This window comes from Gynuella sunshinyii YC6258 (assembly GCF_000940805.1).
Lineage (GTDB): Bacteria > Pseudomonadota > Gammaproteobacteria > Pseudomonadales > Natronospirillaceae > Gynuella > Gynuella sunshinyii.
Map to the genome: position 1 here is coordinate 3,192,491 of NZ_CP007142.1, position 18,947 is coordinate 3,211,437.

The 18,947-nt window shown below is 47.5% G+C and carries 14 protein-coding genes; 6 read left to right on the top strand and 8 right to left on the bottom strand.

The window, feature by feature from the left end:
• Positions 1-69 precede the first annotated feature (69 nt).
• A complete protein-coding gene (locus tag YC6258_RS13800) occupies positions 70-396 on the bottom strand; it encodes a MazG nucleotide pyrophosphohydrolase domain-containing protein (protein WP_044617498.1) in 327 nt (108 codons plus the stop codon).
• A 373-nt stretch (positions 397-769) separates the two neighbouring features.
• Here YC6258_RS13800 and YC6258_RS13805 point away from each other — a divergent pair, with 373 nt between their 5' ends.
• The gene (locus tag YC6258_RS13805; protein WP_044617499.1) at positions 770-1,126 is read left to right on the top strand and encodes a hypothetical protein; all 357 of its coding nucleotides are present in this window, start codon (positions 770-772) and stop codon (positions 1,124-1,126) included.
• A gap of 200 nt (positions 1,127-1,326) precedes the next feature.
• On the top strand, positions 1,327-3,585 hold the full coding sequence (gene ptsP / locus YC6258_RS13810; RefSeq protein ID WP_044617500.1) for a phosphoenolpyruvate--protein phosphotransferase: 2,259 nt from the start codon (positions 1,327-1,329) through the stop codon (positions 3,583-3,585).
• Between the two features lie 11 nt (positions 3,586-3,596).
• On the opposite strand, the gene YC6258_RS27335 is transcribed toward ptsP, so the two are convergent.
• The 3 genes from YC6258_RS27335 to YC6258_RS13825 are packed head-to-tail and all read right to left on the bottom strand — an operon-like array spanning position 3,597 to position 5,688.
• Positions 3,597-4,313, bottom strand: coding sequence for a M48 family metallopeptidase (locus YC6258_RS27335; RefSeq protein WP_052830284.1), 717 nt, complete (start codon positions 4,311-4,313; stop codon positions 3,597-3,599).
• Positions 4,310-4,528, bottom strand: coding sequence for a DUF3820 family protein (locus YC6258_RS13820; protein WP_281176359.1), 219 nt, complete (start codon positions 4,526-4,528; stop codon positions 4,310-4,312). Before YC6258_RS13820 ends, YC6258_RS27335 begins: the two co-directional genes overlap by 4 nt.
• A 20-nt stretch (positions 4,529-4,548) precedes the next feature.
• A complete protein-coding gene (locus YC6258_RS13825; RefSeq protein ID WP_044617502.1) occupies positions 4,549-5,688 on the bottom strand; it encodes a MalY/PatB family protein in 1,140 nt (379 codons plus the stop codon).
• Positions 5,689-6,237: 549 nt separating this feature from the next.
• On the opposite strand from YC6258_RS13825, the gene YC6258_RS13830 reads away from it, so the two are divergent.
• The 4 genes from YC6258_RS13830 (at position 6,238) to YC6258_RS27340 (ending at position 9,571) form a co-directional block, all read left to right on the top strand.
• Positions 6,238-7,017 carry an outer membrane lipoprotein-sorting protein gene (locus tag YC6258_RS13830; protein ID WP_211264682.1) on the top strand — a complete coding sequence of 260 codons (780 nt, stop codon included), beginning with the start codon at positions 6,238-6,240 and terminating at the stop codon, positions 7,015-7,017.
• 1 nt (position 7,018) lies between these two features.
• Positions 7,019-8,389, top strand: a complete 1,371-nt coding sequence (locus YC6258_RS13835) for a DUF1302 family protein (protein WP_044617504.1) — start codon at positions 7,019-7,021, stop codon at positions 8,387-8,389.
• 30 nt (positions 8,390-8,419) lie between these two features.
• The gene (locus tag YC6258_RS13840; RefSeq protein ID WP_044617505.1) at positions 8,420-8,785 is read left to right on the top strand and encodes an Mpo1-like protein; all 366 of its coding nucleotides are present in this window, start codon (positions 8,420-8,422) and stop codon (positions 8,783-8,785) included.
• A 117-nt stretch (positions 8,786-8,902) separates the two neighbouring features.
• Positions 8,903-9,571: a TetR/AcrR family transcriptional regulator gene (locus YC6258_RS27340; protein ID WP_052830286.1), complete on the top strand. Its 669-nt coding sequence runs from the start codon at positions 8,903-8,905 to the stop codon at positions 9,569-9,571.
• A gap of 81 nt (positions 9,572-9,652) precedes the next feature.
• Here the strand turns inward: YC6258_RS27340 and kdgR are convergent, their stop codons facing one another.
• The 4 genes from kdgR to YC6258_RS13865 all read right to left on the bottom strand — a co-directional run bounded on the left by kdgR (position 9,653) and on the right by YC6258_RS13865 (position 18,840).
• The gene (kdgR, locus tag YC6258_RS13850; RefSeq protein ID WP_044617506.1) at positions 9,653-10,435 is read right to left on the bottom strand and encodes a DNA-binding transcriptional regulator KdgR; all 783 of its coding nucleotides are present in this window, start codon (positions 10,433-10,435) and stop codon (positions 9,653-9,655) included.
• Between the two features lie 154 nt (positions 10,436-10,589).
• The gene (gene kduD, locus YC6258_RS13855; RefSeq protein ID WP_044617507.1) at positions 10,590-11,351 is read right to left on the bottom strand and encodes a 2-dehydro-3-deoxy-D-gluconate 5-dehydrogenase KduD; all 762 of its coding nucleotides are present in this window, start codon (positions 11,349-11,351) and stop codon (positions 10,590-10,592) included.
• A 278-nt stretch (positions 11,352-11,629) separates the two neighbouring features.
• A complete protein-coding gene (locus YC6258_RS13860) occupies positions 11,630-17,128 on the bottom strand; it encodes a translocation/assembly module TamB domain-containing protein (RefSeq protein ID WP_044617508.1) in 5,499 nt (1,832 codons plus the stop codon).
• On the bottom strand, positions 17,125-18,840 hold the full coding sequence (locus YC6258_RS13865) for an autotransporter assembly complex protein TamA (RefSeq protein WP_044617509.1): 1,716 nt from the start codon (positions 18,838-18,840) through the stop codon (positions 17,125-17,127). Before YC6258_RS13865 ends, YC6258_RS13860 begins: the two co-directional genes overlap by 4 nt.
• Positions 18,841-18,947 lie beyond the last annotated feature (107 nt).

The window sequence follows — 18,947 nt, forward strand, 5'->3', positions numbered from 1 at the left end:
TTTTTTTGCCGCCTGAACCATAATTGTTACTGTGATTACTCAAACTGCATTGTAGTTTATTGGATAACTTTATGACTTAGCCGTCCAGTTTCTTTGTTTATTTTTCTTCTCTTTGTTGCGGAAAGCCTGTTCCAGACTGATGTTATATCTATTTGCGATTGAGCAGAGATAAATAAATACATCCGCCAGTTCGTGTTCCAGCTCGAAGATTTCCGAAGCAGGATCTACTGCCAGTCCGTTGAGCCGGCGCACAGCTTTAAATAGTTCACCCACTTCCTCACCCAGTAACAGGCATTTATCTGTAGCCGTCTGTTGAGAAAAACCGCGTTCTTTTTCCATCAAAGTCACATATTGTTGAAAATCGTGAAGAGTGGGATCGATCTTTAAATCAGGCATTTGTTGCAATCATTTTTGTTATTGAAACATCCAAGCTAGGGAGAAAGCAGGTAACAGTCAAGATAAGGGGGGATTTCATTGCCATGTCATCATATGTTTATTTCCGTCATATATGATGACTGGAAGAAAAGCACAGGGCTGTGACTGTTTTTACATGAGAATCTTTTTTAATAAATGTTGGGTTGTCATCAACCGTATCGTGATGATCACGGATCTGTTTTCCGGATACATGATTGCAGTTTTGTCATACCCATAGTTGTGTTGCCCTGGTTATCTTCGGTCTTTCATCCTGATAGACTACTGGTTCTGTCCTTTGAAACTGTCAGATCCGGTGAATTTCGAAGTCCCGGCCAGCAGTTGAAGCAGGTTTGTTATGACCGAGAATATGATCGCGCAACTCAAGAAGCTTCAGGCAATCAAGGAATCATTGCACCATGCGCATTTACCAAAGCAAAAAGCTCTGGAGTTATTGCAGGTACTTGATCATATCGAGGCGGAGAACAAATCTTTGAGTTACCAGCTCACCAGTGTCAGAGTGATCACATCAAACCTTCTGGTAGAGTCAGCTAAAGCCGGATTGCCGGGAGCATTAACCGGGCTTGGCGCAGAACACATTGACCATGTGGCGACACCTCTGCATGAAGGCACTCTGATTCTACAGCAACTGGTTCATGAACTGGTGAGTCAGTTGCAACAGCAGATTGAGCATCGCCCTCCACCTTCTTCATAAGAGACCCTGTGTTGTTGGGTGACGCCAACTGGTTCGGATGGATGACCAGGCATTTTCATGCAATTGGTATTCTATGTGTTGTTTCTTCATTGTATTCACCGTAACTTATGAAATAGTTTCACCAATGCAAATACTCTGCTAATTCCTTTACCAAAACGGAGATAATCGGACACAATAGCTGCCTGGACCAAGGAAATCACATGTTAAATCCTTTACTTACGCTTAAACGCATACTGCAGGACTCGGCCCGGGCTGCTGACCGGGATGAGATGGTCAAATTGATGGCCGCTCAGATCAAAAAGGCCATGAGTGTCGATGTTTGCAGTCTGTATTTGTTGTCACCGGAAAAAGATTTGAAACTCTCTGCGACAGAGGGGCTGGATAATGCTTCCGTGGGCAAGATTCGTATGCCATTCGGACAGGGGCTGGTGGGAACCGTAGCCCTGACACAGCACTCACTGAATCTGGAGCGCGGGGACCAGCATCCGAAATTCCTGTTCTTTGAACAAACAGGCGAAGAAAGATTCAAAGGTTTTCTGGGGGTGCCGCTGATTTACCATGGCGACACTATCGGGGTGCTCGTTGTACAGGTTTATGATCCGCGCAAGTTTACCGATGAAGAAGAAGCTTTTTTGGTGACGATGGCTGCGCACCTGGCCGGAACTCTCGGCAGTGGGGTGATCAAGAGTAACATCAATGCTCAGGAGAGTAACCATGCGGTACAACGGCTGATAGGTATCAAAGGAGCTCCGGGAATTGCTTTCTGCAGGGTCAAAGTGGTCAAGGATGAAGTCGATATCAACCAGATTCCCACTTTATATGGTGAGTATTATTCGGAGGAAAAAAAGCGCCTTGATCAGGCTGTCGCGGAAACTCTCGATGATCTCGAAGCACAAATGGGCAATATGGATGCTTCCGCTGGCGCAACTCTTGATGCCCTGCTGGAAGTTTACCGCATGTTGCTTGCCAGTCCGGAGTTGAAAACTGTTTTTGATGAGATGCTGGAGCAGGGATATGCTGCGGAAACCGCTTTACGTGACGCCTTCCTGCGTCAAGTTGAAGTGTTCGAGGCCATGGAGGATCCCTACCTGCGTTCCAAGGCTGAGGATCTGAGAGTACTGGCTGGCAAGCTTTATCGTCGTTTGACCAATAATACCAGCAGCAGAATTATGACTGATACGCCGGTTATTCTGGCTGGACGCCTTGTCAGCGTTTCCCATTTTGGCCGTATAGATGCCAATAAGCTGGCTGGGGTCATTTCCAAAGAAGGTTCTGCGCTGTCCCACACCGGCGTGTTGGCAAATGCATTGGGGATACCAGCGGTCATGGGGCTGGAGGATCTGAATCTTGATAATGTCGATAATCAGGATGTGATCGTTGACGGTAATCGTGGCATTGTCATCCTCAATCCGCCAGAACCCGTGGTGCTCGAATATCAGCGGCTAATGCGTCAGGTAAAAGCGCTGGATGCAGATCTGGCACCTTTGAAGAATCTGCCGGCAGAGACGCTGGATGGTGAACAGGTCGCTCTGCTGACCAATACCGGACTGCTTGCGGATATATCGCCAGGACTGGAACGTGGTGCTGAGGGGATTGGGCTGTATCGCTCCGAAATCCCGTTCATGGTGCATCATAATTTTCCAACTGAAGAAGAGCAGCAGATCACTTATCGGGGGGTGCTTGGAGCCTATGCACCGAAGCCGGTAACCATGCGTATTCTGGATATCGGTGGGGACAAGCCTTTGCCCTATTTCCCGATTACCGAAGAAAATCCCTTTCTGGGCTGGCGGGGTATTCGGTTTACCCTTGACTATACCAATATTATGCTAGAGCAGCTGCGGGCGATGATGTTGGCCAGTCGGGGGCATAACAATCTTAAAGTTATGATTCCGATGTTCAGCCGTGAAGATGAGTTGCAGCGCTTTCTACAGATATTTGAACTGGCCATTACCCAGTTGCGTGATGAAGGCCGGGATATTCAGCGCCCTCAGGTCGGAGTCATGATTGAGGTGCCATCGGCCTTATGGTTGATTTCCAGGGTACGTGATCAGGTGGATTTTATTTCCATTGGGTCTAACGATCTGACTCAATATCTGTTGGCGGTAGATCGCAACAACTCCCGGGTGGCTTCTTTATATGACAGCTTGCATCCGTCTGTATTGATGGCGCTGAAGTTTATCATCATGGAGGCGAACCGGCTTAAGTTACCCGTCTCGTTGTGTGGTGAGATGGCTGGTGATCCTGTCAGCGTAGTATTGCTGCTGGCGATGGGATTACGCCAACTAAGTATGTCCGCTTATAAGATTCCCCGAATCAAATCTCTGATTCGACATCTCGATATCAATGATTGTCAGAATGTATTGGACGATGTATTAAAGCTCAGTGATGAGAAACTGATGCGTCAGAGAGTCGAAGACTTCATCAAGGGATTAGGACTTACGGCGCTGCTGGGGGTGTAAGTTGTTATATGTCAGCACCGCCGTGTTGGTTTCTCCAACCACAGTTCGGCCGCATGTTGGTTAAGCCATTGCCTGTGGGTCTGATAATCCGGGCAGAGTGATTCTACTGTCCGCCAGAATGCAGCAGAATGATTGGCATGCAGAAGATGACTGACTTCGTGGCAGACCAGATAGTCAATCACGGGTTCAGGAGCCATCATGATGAGCCAGTTGATCTGAATAACCCCCTGGTTGGTGCAATGCCCCCATTTGGACTTGGTTTTCCGGAATTTAACCGCCACCAGCCGATCTCTGACTCCCAGTTGTTCGGCGAACTGCTGCGTTTTGACGGGTACCATTTCCTTGGCCAGTTGTTTGAGCCAGTATTCCAGAATGGCATAGGCTGTCAGTTCAAACTCAGATTCATTTTCCGGCATTGAAAACAGAGCCTGATCCGGCAACAACTGCAACCCATACTCACTGGAATTGTGGCGTACGATCATTCTGTATTGACCAAGAATACGAATACGGCAGCCCGCTTCCAACGTGGGTATCGTGGAAGCCTTGTACTGGTGTTTAAGCAGTGTCTTTTCTATCCACGGTAATTTACTTTCCACGAACGTGCTGATTTCCTGCGCACTGACTCCTTTTGGCGAACGGATGGTGACGCGACCTTCACGAACATAAATGCCGATGGTTTTGCGTTTTGCTGATACCACCAGTGGATATCCCAGGATTCGATCAGTCATGTATCAAACTTAATATGTACGTTTGGTTTCTGAGGGTGACTTGTTGATACCCTGAGAGGTTCAAGTATTTTTTTAAGTCCGCTTGTCTGTATCAACAGCGATAGCTGCATGAGTTCTCCCAACTGGCCTTTTGGAAAGTCTTTTTTTTCAAACCACAAAAGATATTCTTCCGGAAGATCTGCAATCAATCTGCCGCTGTACTTGCCAAATGGCATCTGCACCCGGACCAGTTTTATTAAATTTTCCGGATCGAACACAAGGCTTGCTCCATTTTATCCAGTGCGGCAACCAGCATACTGCGCTGGCAGCCATAATTCATACGCACAAATCCAGGGGTTCCAAAGGCCTTGCCATCACTTAATGCCACACCATGTTTTAGGAAAAAGCCGAAAGGGTCGGCAATGTCGGTTTGGCGGCAATCCAGCCAAAGTAGAAAGGTGGCTTCCGGTGTATTGCAATGAATTCCGGGCCATTGGTTTATCCTGTTTATGGCATAGTCCCGGTTAGCGCGCAGATATCTGTTCATTTCCGTTAACCATGGCTTACCGGTTTCAAATGCCACTTCTGTGGCCAGGTAACCCATCAGATTGGGGACGGGCACAATACCCTTGCGAGCATTATTGAAAGACTTCCGAATACCGGCATCCGGAATGATCGCAAAACTGCAGCTTAACCCGGCAATGTTAAAGGTCTTGCTGGCCGCCATCATGGTAATGGATTTAGGCTCATATTTGCCGACAGGTTTATGGCGGAAGGTCTCGTCCATGAGGATATCGCAATGAATTTCGTCAGAACAGATCAAGACATTGTGGGTATCGCAGACCTCAATCAACTGCTTTATTTCAGCTTCTGTCATGACCGAGCCACATGGATTCATCGGATTGGACAAAATCAACATATGACAGTCGTCTTCGCTAACGGCTTTGATCAGGCTGTCAGTATCCAGCACCCAGCGATTGTTGTCCCATCGACTCAAGATATCTGACCTGACCGCGCCGCCGAGTTCTGGTGCGGTCAGTATTGGAGGGTAGTTGGGTGTCTGTGCCGCAACCTTTCCATTCCGGGCAAATGCTCTTACTGCGACATTCAGACCCGGTACGATACCCGGTAGCCAAACCAGCCACTCAGGTTCTATGGACCATTGGTACTGCTCTTGCAGCCATTTTTGGACGGCATTTATTAGCTTTGGACTGGCTTCGGTGTACCCAAAAATACCGTGCTCTGCTCGCTTGATCAGTGCCTGCTTTATCTGTGGAGGAGATTCAAACTCTGTGTCGGCGACCCACATTGGGATGGCATTATGTTCTTTGAACCAATTGTGCTTCTCTGTGTTGGTTTGGCTACGGTCAGTGGGTTTATCAAAATCAAAAGGCATCTAGTCCCTCAACACATCTAATGGAATCGTTTGGGGTACTTTAAGTGAGCAGGCGGTACAAGCCAAGTAGTGTGCCAATTTTTGAACGGGTCCGTTGGGTCCAAGTAGCTGCCACAGACAATATTATTTATCCGGATAGCCATGTATTTATACCGTTATCTTTATGGGTGCGTAATTTCTCTTATCGAGCTACATAAGTGGAAGCCAGGGTTTTTTGAAAGAAAAGGTTCCGTATTATGGTACTACTGTTGAGATGTATCGTTGGTCTGCCCCCAACAGAATAGTATACGGCTGACACATGTCTTTGGATTGGAAGTACCGGTCAGGCTTGACTGTCGGGGGGGAAGTGATAGTTTGCAGACTTAAAAATTGACGCTGTTTATATTTAATCGTCTGGCTATATTCATATGACTGCATGAAACTGATGTCGTGAATATCGTTGAATGATTTCGATCGCCGACGATAACTCCGAAACAGGTGGACATGGTGATGAAGAAAGCGAAGAACTTTATAAGAACAAGAGCCGGTTTCTGGTGGAGATGTATCTGTGTGCTGTTATTGTCTGGACTATTGAGTTCGGCCAGGGCAATGGATGCCTACGATATTATGAAGGCCTTCGATGAACGGGATACGGGTCAGAGCTCGGAAGGTGTCAGCCAGATGATTCTGATCGATAACAAAGGCAATCAGCGTGTTCGCGATATGATGCAATACAGATTGCAACGACCAGATGTGGAAAAATCCCTTATTTTCTTTTTACAGCCCGGTGATGTTAAAGGAACTGCTTATTTGAATTATGACTATGAAGCGGAATCACGGGAGGATGACAGTTGGTTGTATCTGCCGGCCTTGAAGAAAGTAAACCGTATTGCCGCCAGCGATCAGTCTGGTGCGTTTATGGGCAGTGACTTTTCTTATTCGGACATAAACGGCACTCATATCGAATGGTATGATTATGCTATTGTCAGCAATTCTGAAATCGTAGATGGTGCTGACTGCTGGGTTATATTATCGACACCAAAACCAGAGTACTCTGAACAGGTATCCATGCAGACTGGTTATCAGAAATCGCAGTTGTGGATCCGTAAAGACAATTATGTTCAGGTGCAGGGAAAATTCTGGGAAGAGAAGCCCGGCAGAATCAAATATTTCAGTGCCAAAGAGCTTGAGCTGATTGATGGCATCTGGACCGCGAGGCGCTTACAAATGGTTTCTACTCGGAATGGGCAAAAACAGCACGCCAGCGTGATCAATGTTGGCTCCATTAAATACAATATTGATGTTAGTGAGGAGCTGTTTACCACTCAGTCGATGGAACGGGGCTTGTGACATGCGATTATCGCTTTCGATAATTCTCTGTTGGTGCCTCTCCGGTGATTTGTGGGCGGATGATTTTTTTTCAGATATAGATACCGCCGATGTTGAACCTGCAGGTGACAGTGTCTCAAAGCCTTTTGGTCTCTCTGGTTGGTGGCAACAGAAAGCAGCCTATAGTCTGGAAGACCAACAACGTGATTTTTCCCGGCAACAGGCGGGTTGGAGTCGTTTGGAGTCTTCGCTGCAACTACAGGGAGATTATCGTTTCAGTCCTGAAACCAATGTGGTTCTCAGTGGGCGTTTGACTCATGACTGGAGCCCTGAACTGCATAATGCTGATAACGATTGGTTTTATCAGATGTCCGACAGTGAGGTCCGGGATCGAGAGTGGGACTGGCGCCTACGGGATTCATTTTTGCAATCGAAACTTGGCAGTGTATGGATAAAAGGAGGTTATCAGACGCTGGCCTGGGGACAATTGGACAGCATTCAGATCAGTGATGTTTTGAGTACTCGTGATCAACGCTGGCCAGGTCAGTCTGAGCTGGAGGATGTTCGGCTCCCGGTACCGGCGCTTAAAGCTGAGTTCAGTCAGGCTGATAATCGTTTGATTCTGGTGGGAATCGTGGCAGCGGGTAGTGATCGCATGTCGGCGGCCTATGCAGATTTTGACCGAATGGTCGAGTTGCGTCAGACAGGATCAGCAATAGACATTGATGAAAGCAAGGGTTTTGAATGGGCGTTTCAATATCAACGTCAGCTGGAGAATGCAGACACCCGAATTTCTGCAGCTCAGATTTATGACAATACTCCTTATCCTGATCGAATTGACTATGCATTGGTAAATGGTTATCCGGTCATATCATCTGTTCATTTCAAACAGGATCGTTTTTCCATGCTGTCGGTGGACGGCAGCGCCGTATCCGGAAAGTGGCTATGGAAAGGTGAGACCGGGGTTCAGACTGGTCGGAAACTGGCCGCGGATCTTTCTGCTGGAGCTCAAGAATGGTTAGAAAAGGATCGTTGGCTTGGTGGGATAGGGTTGGAGCGCAACATTAAAGACTTCACGGTGACCGCTGAGGTTAACGCCACTCATATCTTTGACTATCAGGAAGAGCTGGTGGCGAGGCAGTGGGAATATGGTGGCATGTTGAGGTTGCGTTGGAACGGTTATCATGATCAGCTCGAACTCCAGAGTTCTGCGCTATGGACTAATGGAGACAATGGTTGGATTTTGCGCCAGGAAGGTCATTGGAACTATTCCAACAATTGGACATTTGGTCTTTCGCTTATTTCATATCTGGCGGAATCAAAGCGACAGGCTTTTTATGCTTATCGAAATTCAGATGTCGTGATGTTTGATATGCGTTTTCATTTTCCATGATATTAAGATTCTAAAACATAGGAGAGGTTCATGAATGTGTCGGAGCTATTAAAGTGGCAGTGGGAGGGATATCTCAAGTATCACCAGTCCAGAACCAATTTATTGATTCATATTGTGATCGTACCTTTTTTTCTGATAGGGAATTTGATCACGATTGCAGGGATATTGGGGCTATCCTGGGTCTTTATGATCAGCGGGCTGCTGCTGATGCTGTTGTCGATCATTTTGCAAGCAAAGGGGCATGGCGTGGAGTCAAATCCGCCAGAACCATTCACCAGTGCTGCTAATGCTGTTGCGAGAATCTTTCTGGAGCAGTGGGTTACTTTCCCGAGGTTTGTCTTAACCGGGCAGTGGTTTCGTGCATTCCGGCAAGCTGGTCAGATACCGGGGCAATAAAAGTTTGGGGGATGGATATTGCGATGTGCTCTGGCAGTGTTCGCAATGCCAGTAGAAAATTAACAAACTGCTAGAATATTCCACCAAAATCAAGCGATAGGGTGAAGGCTGTACAAGATGAATACTCCAAAGAAAGACTCGTATCATCATGGCAATTTGAAGCAGACATTGCTGGATGTTGCTTTTGAATCTTTACATCAGCAGTCCCATGAGCAATTGTCATTGCGACAGTTGGCAAAAACAGTGGGAGTTACACCAACCGCTGTTTACAACCATTTCAGCGATAAGGTTGCGTTGTTGATGGAAACCAAGTTAAAAGCGTTTGAGTTTTTCCATCAGGTGTTGTCTGACAGTTGTCGCGATATGCCGGCAGATGCCACGGAAGAACGATTACGGAGGCTTGGGAGGAGCTATCTGAACTTTTCGATTGAATATCCTTATCTGTTTGAATTGCTGTTCGCCTGGAATGTGGATCCGGAAAAAATACCTCCCCACCTGGCTGAGGCGGGTGTCGAAAGTGAGCGATTGATTCAGCAGGTGGTAAAACAGTTACTAAGGCAGAATGGCAGAGAGTTGTCCGAATATGAGTCCGCCATTGGATCATTTGCCAGTTGGGCACTTGCACATGGTGTGTGCACCTTGTTTCAAGCCGGGGCTCTGCGGGCCGCAGCCCATATGAATACATGGCCGGTTGAAGTGAATCTTGACGATCCAATCAAACGGGATGAAATTCTGGATCAGGTGATTGAGGTGATGATTGCCGGTCTGAAGTCCAGATTTTTGTAGTATCTGATTTTCCCCGGCAGTCACTGTAGAGTCGCCAAAAACTGTCGGCAATGATATCCGACAGCGATGTGTTTTATCCGTTTAGTAATAGAAGCCCATATATTCGGATATTTCCCGACAACTGTTTTTCAGCATCTCAACATATTTTTGTTCGTTAGCATCGTTATGGCGCAGTACCGGGTAGGAAATACTCATGCCTGCGATGACATTTCCGAATCGGTCATGAACGGGAGCCGCTATACAGCGCAAGCCTTCTTCCTGTTCTTCGTTATCCTCACCATAGCCCTGTTGTTTGACTTGTTCCAGTTCAGCCAGCAGTGAGTCGATTGTACGATGGGTATGAGAGGTTGAAGGAACGAACTCAGTGTTGGTAAGGATTTCCCGAATGCTCTGTTCCGACAGATTGGCCAGCAGTACCTTGCCGATTGCCGTGCTGTAGAGCGGGTTGCGACCGCCGATGCGGGATTGCATGCGCAGGTTGTACTTAGAGTCAACTTTGAACACGTAAACGATACTGTCACCATCGCGAACACCGAGATGCAAAGCTTCTTTGGTTTGTTCTCCGATATGTCGCATATAAGGCTCGGCACAGGCAATCAGATCAACATGCTCCAGGGTTTTAGAGCTGAGTTCAAACAATTTTAGAGTGAGGGAGTATTTGTCGCTCTCTCCTTCCTGGCTGACGTAGCCCAGCATCTTCATCGTTTGTAAAAAACGATAAACCGTGCTTTTGGAGGTCATGATTTGTTGCGAAAGTTCCGTCACGCCTATGCTTTTTGACTCTGACAGGGCGCTCAAAATAGCGAAAACTTTCATGACTGAGGATACGGGTTCGAGCTGCGGGGAGGTTTCTTCGTTTGTCATAGTTTTATTTTTTTTAAAATATTATTTCTGAAATTATAAAAAAATAAAAAGCGGAACGATAGTTCTGATCAATCAGAATTTGAACGGAATCATTTTAAAAGAGGAGAGGACCGGCTGATCCTGACGGATGCTGCCGGTACTACCGAGACAGGATTTAGCGCGCCAGCCAACCGCCATCAACCGCAAGGATAAAACCATTGATGTAGCGAGAGGCTTCAGAGGCCAGAAATACGGCCGGTCCGGAAATATCTTCAGAGGTACCCCATCTACCAGCAGGTATGCGGTTGAGGATTTCCTGATAACGCTCACCATCTTCGCGCAGTGCGGCGGTGTTATTGGTGGACATATATCCCGGGGCGATCCCATTAACATTGATGCCATGGGCAGCCCATTCGTTGGCCATGGCTCTGGTCAGGCCCATCAGTGCACTTTTGGAGGCGGTGTAGGAGGGAACTCTGATTCCACCCTGAAATGACAGCATCGATGCGATATTAATAATATTTCCCTGAGTCCCCTGGACGATAATCTGGCGGGCAAAAGCCTGACTCAGAAAGAATAAGGACTTGATGTTGATATCCATGACTTCATCCCAGTCTTGCTCGCTGAAATCAAGTGCGTCATTACGACGAATGATTCCGGCATTGTTGACCAGAATATCTATTTTTGAGAAACGCTCGACTGAGCCATTGATGATGGAGTCAATGGATGTCATCTGGCTCACATCTGCCAGAATACTGTGAAAACGCCTGCCAGTCGCTGAAACCTTTTGTTCAGTCTCCAGCTGTTCGCGCCGGGCAACACCGACAATGTCTGCTCCCGCCTGAGCGAGACCCACTGCCATGCTTTGTCCAAGACCAGTGTTACTGCCGGTGACGATGGCCACTTTACCGGATAGATCAAACGGGTTCCTCACCATAATGTCAGCCTCCTCAGGCTTAATGGACAGTCATCTGTTGCCATTGGCTATGAACCGCTTCTCACACTTTTACGGAGGGTCTGCGCTGCGAGTGGGGATGCCCTGGCATATGATCTGTAGTAAATGAATTATTGTGATGTTAATGATAATAAAATAAATGTTCAATAATAATGAAACGATGTTTCTAAAATAATGTGGTGTTATGGCAATAAGCTACAACAAAGCTGATGAATTGCTCATCCAGAGTCGATTGCAGAAGGAGCCGGAAAAACCGGCTATCAGTCGTATTCAAAGCTGTAAAGTAGTGATAAAGCACTGGCATAGCCTCGTGCTGCCTCGACAAACAGTCGTTTGGCCAGCTCATAGCGAAACCCGATTTGGCTGCCGGAACCGTATATATTGTAGCCGTAGGTAATGCTGAGACGGTCATTGATCTGTCCCGTGGCGACAACCTGAGTCTCTTCTCCCGTACCTTCACTTTCCAGCTCAAAACCCTCAAGTCCAATATTTTGCGCCAGCGCTTTGGCATAACTGCGGGTGCCAAAAATCCCAAGCGCCAGTGCGGCTTCACTGACCTGGTTTTCCTCTTGGCTGCTAGAGTTCAGAGGACGACCCAAGATCAGGTAGGAGAGTGCGGTGTCCTGTGGCAGATAAGGATCAGAAAAAATTTCTGCTGACGGATTTTCCAGTGTTCCAGAAACTTCGATGCCAATATTGTATTTGTCACCGGTTTCTTTATCGGTCACGGTATTGGAACCTACAGCATGAAGATTGGGCTCGAAGATCGTATTGGTGAAGGTTAAAGATGCTTCTGTCAGATCCAGTTTAATGCCAAAGGATTCAAATTCGCCTTCTTCAATATCGATTTGACCACGGGCTTGGTAGTTATCCAGCAATACCAGGTCACCAGTCAGTTCTCCCTTGAGTCCATAGCCTGAAAACTTCACTGTGTCGGTTGTCAGGATGTGCAGATTGGCCTTGAGATCCTGACTGGTGGCTGGTTTGTTGTCCTCACCGACATACACGACATCATCTGATGGAGTAATGGCCTGGTCCGGTAGTTTATTGACGGTAATCTCGCCTTTATCCACTTTGACCGTACCGTAAAGGCCCAGAGTGGTCTCCGTCACGATCACATCCATGTCAGGGCTGACAGACAGGTCTGTATAAGGCTGGATTTTTAGCGGCCACCGGTGTGCTTTAATTTTGGTTTCCAGTTTCAATGGTCCATCCCAGGTGAATGTGCCCTCCGTCGTGGCTTGCTGTGAACTTGACTGTCTGGGATGATTAAAGTGACCGGTCCAGGTAGCGGTTTTGCCGTTCAGTTCCCCTTCCAGCTCAACATGTTCGATCTGAATCGGATATTCCACCATTAGCAAAGCACCATCTGTCAGTTTGAATTGTCCTTTGACTTCAGGTTCTTTCATTGGACCGCTAAACCGGGCATTAAGATTCAGTTGTCCGGATATCTGGTCTTGCGGATGTAAAAAGGGAACTGCTAACTCCATGGGCAGATTCATGATGTTTACAGTACCGTCGACTGTTTTAGTTTTCTGACTCAGATCGATCACGCTTTCAGAAACGATGAGTGCCTGATTTTGGACACCGAAACTGATCCGGTTGGAAATGGAATCATGATTGAATCCGGATGTTACACTCAGATTGTTGATCGGCCACACCAGATCCTCGCCGCGACTCTGCAAAATCAGAGTGCCCTGCTCAAGGTTCAGGGCGAGTTTGCCGCTGATATCATCTGGTTTGGAGTGGACACTGATTTCCCCGGCCAGCAGGCCTTTCATAGCCCATCCCTGGCCGAGTTTTTCAGTAATATTGCCAACTTCAAAATTCTCCAGCGTGGCCTGAAGATCGGTTGCTATCACGGTGCGTTGAAATTCACTCAAACAGGCACTGGCTTGTGCGTAAGTCCAACAATGAGGAGAGACCGATAATTTCTCGGGTGAATAGTCAATCAGGACCGCACTGGTAGTTTGCCAGTTGTGCTCAAAGAATTTGAATTTGGCCCACCGAACGTTGCCACTCCAATGATGTTTTATGCTGTTCCAGGAGCCATCCATAATCAAGCCATGCCCATCGCCGGATTCCTGATTAATGACCAGGCGGTGGGAATCAAAACTGCCTGACAGGGCGGCACTGAGTGCACCAAGAGGTTCATTGGCCAGAGACAGACTCTGATAGGCGAGATTGAGTTGCAATTGGCGGCTTTTCTGGTCCAGTTCGGCAGAACCGTTGAGTTGCTTGAGGCGCAGGTCTGCATAAGTAAGTGAACCACTGTTCCAGTCAGCCGTGAGTTGCCAGAGCCCGTCCTGGTAATTCAGTGTTGTCGTGGCTTTGATGTCACCGGCGATACCAAAGGCGAATTCTTCAAGTTTTGGAGCCTGTATACTGATGCTGTAGCCATCATCAGGGTCGTTTTGTTTGGCAACCGCCTGAGCTCTGCCCCAGTTCACCCACGCTTCTGTCAGTCTGGTCAGTTGATTGCCTCGGCCAGCAATGTCCCATCGGCTTTTGAATTCACGTTGTCGAATCATTCCCTCTACCGAACCACTTGTTTGCCAGTTCAGATCCTGCTTGTAGTTCAGCTCAACTTGGGCCTGTGTCTGTAGGGTTCCGCTCAACTGCTGATTATAAATACCCGGCTGCAACTCTTCGCTGGTGATTTTCAACTGAGTTTGAAAATCGTCCGTGAGCAGACCTGTGCCCTGGACATGACTGGATCTTCCGTTCACCCCCAGGTGTGACGGATTCAAAGTCCATTGATCGTTTTCAACAGTGATGTCTGCATTACCATCTAGTTGATAGTCTTGATAGGAAAAACGCCCAACGGTCAGATTTAATGAGGCTTGGCGGCCATTAAATAAAATCTTTCCGGTAGTGGGAATGTCTGCGTCTGCTAGTTTGAGACGTTGTTGACGAATGTTGACAGTTCCGGATAGGCAATTTACAGGAATTTTGTGGCAAGCAACTTTATTCAGGTAGGTAATATCAAATTGCATTTGATTGCTGAGATCACCTGGTATCAGATTAAAATACTCTAGTGGGACATTCGTCAGTTTTACATCGGCGGCGATGGCGATTCCTGTATCTTTCCGGGTAACCACTAGTTTTGGTGCATCCAGCCAGGCCTGATCGTTGACATTTACGCTGGTTTGTAGCTCAGCATGATCCAGTGATGTCACATTGCCAGTGAGCCGACCAGTCAGATGATTGCCTTGAAGGTCGTCATAACTGATTGAACCAGCCAATTGCTGATCGGTCAGATTCAGGCCCAATCTTGCGTTCTGGTATTGATAATTTTTACCGTCGATGTCGAGGTATCCGGAAGCTTGGTCAGCTTCCAATTGCACTTTTGGATTCGCTGCATCAAATGGCCATTCTATATTCCAGCGGCCACTTACGAGGCCATGATGAATATTCCGGATATTCAATAGTTGCAGTACTTTACTACTGTCCAGAGTTTCCATCGTTCCAGAGCTGCTTAACTGGGTATCGGTCGTCGAGATATTCAGACACAGTTTGCTGGGTTTATTGGTTACACAGGTCTGACTGACGTTCAACTGGTCATTTTGATAGTTGATTTGGGTCGTCTGACTGAGTTTCCAATGATTGTTTCCGTTAACAATATCAAGGGTTTTTAGTGTGCCTTGCCAATGTCCGTTGTCGAATAGCTGGCTGGCCAGCTCCATGCCAACACCTTTGTCATCAGTGACCGTTGACTGGAAAGTTTGAGTATGTCGATTGCCACTGCTGGTTATGTTCAGGGCACCAAGAGCTATATCGTTAATATCCCACTTACTCGCGTGCAAAGATGCCTGATAGTTAAAAGGTGGCGTTAACGACACCTTTGCCCTGGCTGACATCTGCTGCATGTTGATTTTATTTCGCAAATTAAAATGACGTGGCCGGTCGGCATTTATCTGCAGACTCGATTGTAGCTGGCTTATGTCAAAGCTTTGGGCTGCTTCCAGGCTGGCAAAACTAAGGATGCCACTGATGTTAACTGCGTTGTTACCCAGCTCGCTGTAAATGCTCGAAAGGTCGGTTGAGTGAAACTGGACTTTGGCTCCGTGATGATCGATTTTTCCCTGGGCATTCAGTGTGCTGTTGCGCCAGCTGGCGTTTATTTTTGCAATATCAAGAGGCGTGCCATTCTGTTTTTGCGCACGAATGTCCAGTTGAACTGGGTCGTGTAATAACTCGCCACTCATCGATGTATCCAGAGTGAAATCAAGTAGTCTGCCATCGTCCCATGATCCGGAGCTGACCAGATGTCCACTCAAGAGTGTGGGCCAGTCAGGAAACCAGAAGCTGACATCTGTATTGGTAATATTTCCGTCGAGATTCCAGTTGACAGGTGCCGGACCGGACATGGAGTAGGTAATCGTTCCTTTGGCATTCTGCTGGCCAACCTTGGAGCGCAGTTGCAGCTGTTCGATGTTCCAGAGAGTCTTGTCCTGACTGTTTACCTGAATATTCACAGAGGTTTTGGGCTGATCGGGGACTTCTATGTCACCCTGGGCATTCAGGCTGTAGCGATTGGATATGTCTGACCAGTTCAGTTCTGCATGGCTGTTAGAGACAGTATATTGATCATAGTGGAGAGATTTAAAGTCACCAGCAATCGATATGTCGTAGTCATCAGCCAGTTTGGCGGTGACCTGGGCCTGGCCTTGAACGGCGAGCTGGAGCGGCCAGTTGTCCGGGGTTTCAAACTCAGTTAATTCAAGTTTTCCAGACAGGGTTGTAGTATCACTCCAGTCGATGCTGCCATCGTTGAGGGAGGCCAGCTGAGAAATGTTGAGTTCTATCTGTTGTAAACGGGAAAAATCCAGTACCGCTGAGCCGGACACGGTTTTTTGTGTATTACCACCATACAGGCCCTTCAAAGATATCCGATAGCCTTTGCTGGTCCCGCTCAGAGAGGCTTGTAACTGGTCAAAACCATCAGTATAAGGGCTGAGCTGTGCAGGTGTTTTGGTGAATTTCAGGAAAGCATCGATTGGCAGGTCATGTCCCAGTATCTGAATGCTGCCTTCAGCATGACCACTTCCATAGCCACTGAACGTCAGGTCGTAATGGGCTTCGTCAAAGTTTCCATCAACAGAACCTTGAACGGCGAATTCCTCACTTAGAGGCGCAATTCCTCCAGAGACCATCAGTTTGGCGGGCCACGAGTTGGTTGTGCCAAGCTCTCCAGATGCTTGGACGAAAACCCCGCCTAGCTTCCAATCGACCTGTTCGGCAACTATTTTATTGTGGTCCCAGATTCCTTTAAGGATGACCATAGCCTCCCCGATGTTGATCCAGTCTTCAAGGGGGTGGTATTGCTCGTCGATGCTGCGATAGCGCAAGTGTGCGGCACTTAAGGCATCGACCCGCAACCTGAAGGGAAGGCTGACATCGGGCATGCTGGTGTCGTGGCTGCTGCTGTCTTTCCTGATAACGGCAACGTCTATGACATTCACGCGGGATGGACCCAGACAGACTTCATTGCGCCAAAGACAGCGGAGATACAATTCCGTGGAAAAATCAGTCACTGTGACTTCAACTACGTTGTCTTTCCAAGTGACCTTGTCTGCTTCAATACTGGTAAACAGTGAGCCTTTAAAGCCGTCAATGGTGAGTGAGGGCAACAACCTGTTGGTGACAGAGACTATCCATCGGCTCCCTGATTCAGTACCGACGATGGCTATAGGAATGGAGACAAGTATGACCAACAACCCAACGATGGTCAGGATGGTTCTGAGCCAGCGACTCATAGATCCGGCCCCATGGAAATATGTACCCGGTAAGAGTACGGATCATTAGAAATACCCATGGCGTAGTCCAACCTGACCTGGCCAATCGGAGAACTCCAGCGGATACCCGCTCCAACACCGACTTTTGAGTTCATGTCGTCCCATTTCATAAACGCTGAACCGTAATCCACAAATGCGGCTGCACGCCATTTATCAATAAATTCATACGCATACTCAAAACTACCCGTAAACAGCTGGCTACCACCCAGGATATCGCCATCTTCATTCTGGGGTGCGATAGAACGATAGTCATAGCCCCGTATACTCTGGTCTCCACCGGCATAAAAACGTAAAGACGGAGGCACCTTTTCAAATGATTCTGCAATCAAAGTTCCCAGCTGAACTCTGGCCGTCAAGCGGTTTTTAGGAATGGGCGTCAATATGGCACGGCTTTCAATCAGAAACTGGCTCAGATCTGTCGTGCTGAGAAAGGATTTAGACGTATATTTCACCTCAAGGCTGGTGTTAAAACCTTCTGCCGGATCCAGTTTTCCATCAGTAACACGGCGCTGCCACTTGATACCAGGTATGGTCAGCTCAGCCAGCTGAAAATCTTCTGAGCCAACGGTGTATTCCTCATAAGTACGTTCGAGGGAAAATGTCTGCAACCAGCCTCGTCCCAGATAAGTGGCTAGTTCACCACCTACATTGGCTCTGGAACTGGTTGTGTCTTCAATATATTGTTGTTCCCAGCCCAGATTGATACTGAAGTAATCTGTTTGTGGGCGTTTACCCGGTTGCTTGAGGTTAAGGGTAACGGCCTGGTTTACCTCGGATACCGCGTAGCTGCCACCAATCTGATTACCCATTCCGTCTAAACGAATATTTTGCCAGTTGATCTCGGCATTCAGGCCCAGGTCTGTTGAGTAACCTCCCCCCAGATCGATACGGTTACGTTTGCGATCCACGAATTCGACATCAACAGGAATAACGTGGTCTACGGCTTCTGCCGGATCTGCCGTTACCCGGACAGCACGAAAGTAGCCCGATTGTTGAAGATCCAGATTCAGTTTCTGCAGTTTGGCTGGAGAGTAGGGTGACCCTTCCTTGTAGCGTATGAATCGCTCCAGAAAGGATCCCCTCAGTTTCGTGGGGCCAAAACGGGTTTCACCCAGGAAATATTGTTTGCCGCTATCGAGTACGAGGTAAATGTTAGCTTCATTGCGGGCCAGATCGATCTGCAGCTCATGTCGACTGAGCTCGGCATCCAGATAACCTTTATTAATGGCCAGACTGAGTATCAGATTTTTCAGGTTGTCATACTCAGCATGATTTAGCTGACTGTTTGGTTCAGGGATCAGGTCTTTCGGGAACTCGAAGCTTTTATCGTTATTCAGGTCACCTTTGATCGAAACGGAGATGGTGTGCAACAGCATCGGATCGCCTAGTTGAATTATGATCACAAGGTTTAATCCACCCTGGCTTTCGACGATTTCATGATCAATGGTGTAGCGGTAGTAACCAAGGGCATTGAGCGCCTGTTGGGACTGTACCCGGATACTGCGGAAATATCTTTCAAGACTGGTTCTGTCATCCCCAAAGCTTGGAGGCAGGAGTGCTTTGATATTTTCTTCGGCGGCTTTGTTATTCCCAGTAATCTGAAAAACGATCTTGCTCTGGGCGCTGCACGCAACAACCAACAAAATCAGAATTTTCAGCAATCTGTACAGCATTTAGAGTCCCATGTATCCAATTTTCAACTTATGTGCGTTTGTAAGCGTCAATATTGCTGTCATTGATCAAAACTTTGGTCTGGCAATATGTCCAGTCACCACAACTG